Here is a 206-nt window from a genome sequence, read left to right as displayed (position 1 = left end):
GCATCTCTTCCGCCGCCAGCGTGGTGCGGGTTTGAGGGAGATAGTCTTCGCGGAAAAAAACTCAGGAAACCGGCATAGGCAGGCGTTACCTGGGTGTTTATCACCTCGCGCGCGGTAGCCTGCAAGCGCTCGCGATCCGCCGACGAAAAACGCGCCGGAATCTGCTCGAACGCATCCCAGAACGGGCTGTCCTCGGGATCGTCGAC

At 61.2% G+C, this 206-nt stretch carries 1 protein-coding gene; it reads right to left on the bottom strand.

Translation table 11 applies throughout. The annotated features are described in order from the left end of the window. A partial coding sequence (locus A3736_RS17820) for a hypothetical protein (protein WP_369815418.1) occupies window positions 1-206 on the bottom strand: 206 nt, incomplete at both ends.

This window comes from Erythrobacter sp. HI0063 (assembly GCF_001635685.1).
Classification (GTDB): Bacteria; Pseudomonadota; Alphaproteobacteria; order Sphingomonadales; family Sphingomonadaceae; genus Qipengyuania.
The sequence above is the reverse complement of the archived record's forward strand: the minus strand, read 5'-3'. Positions and strand labels throughout refer to the sequence as shown.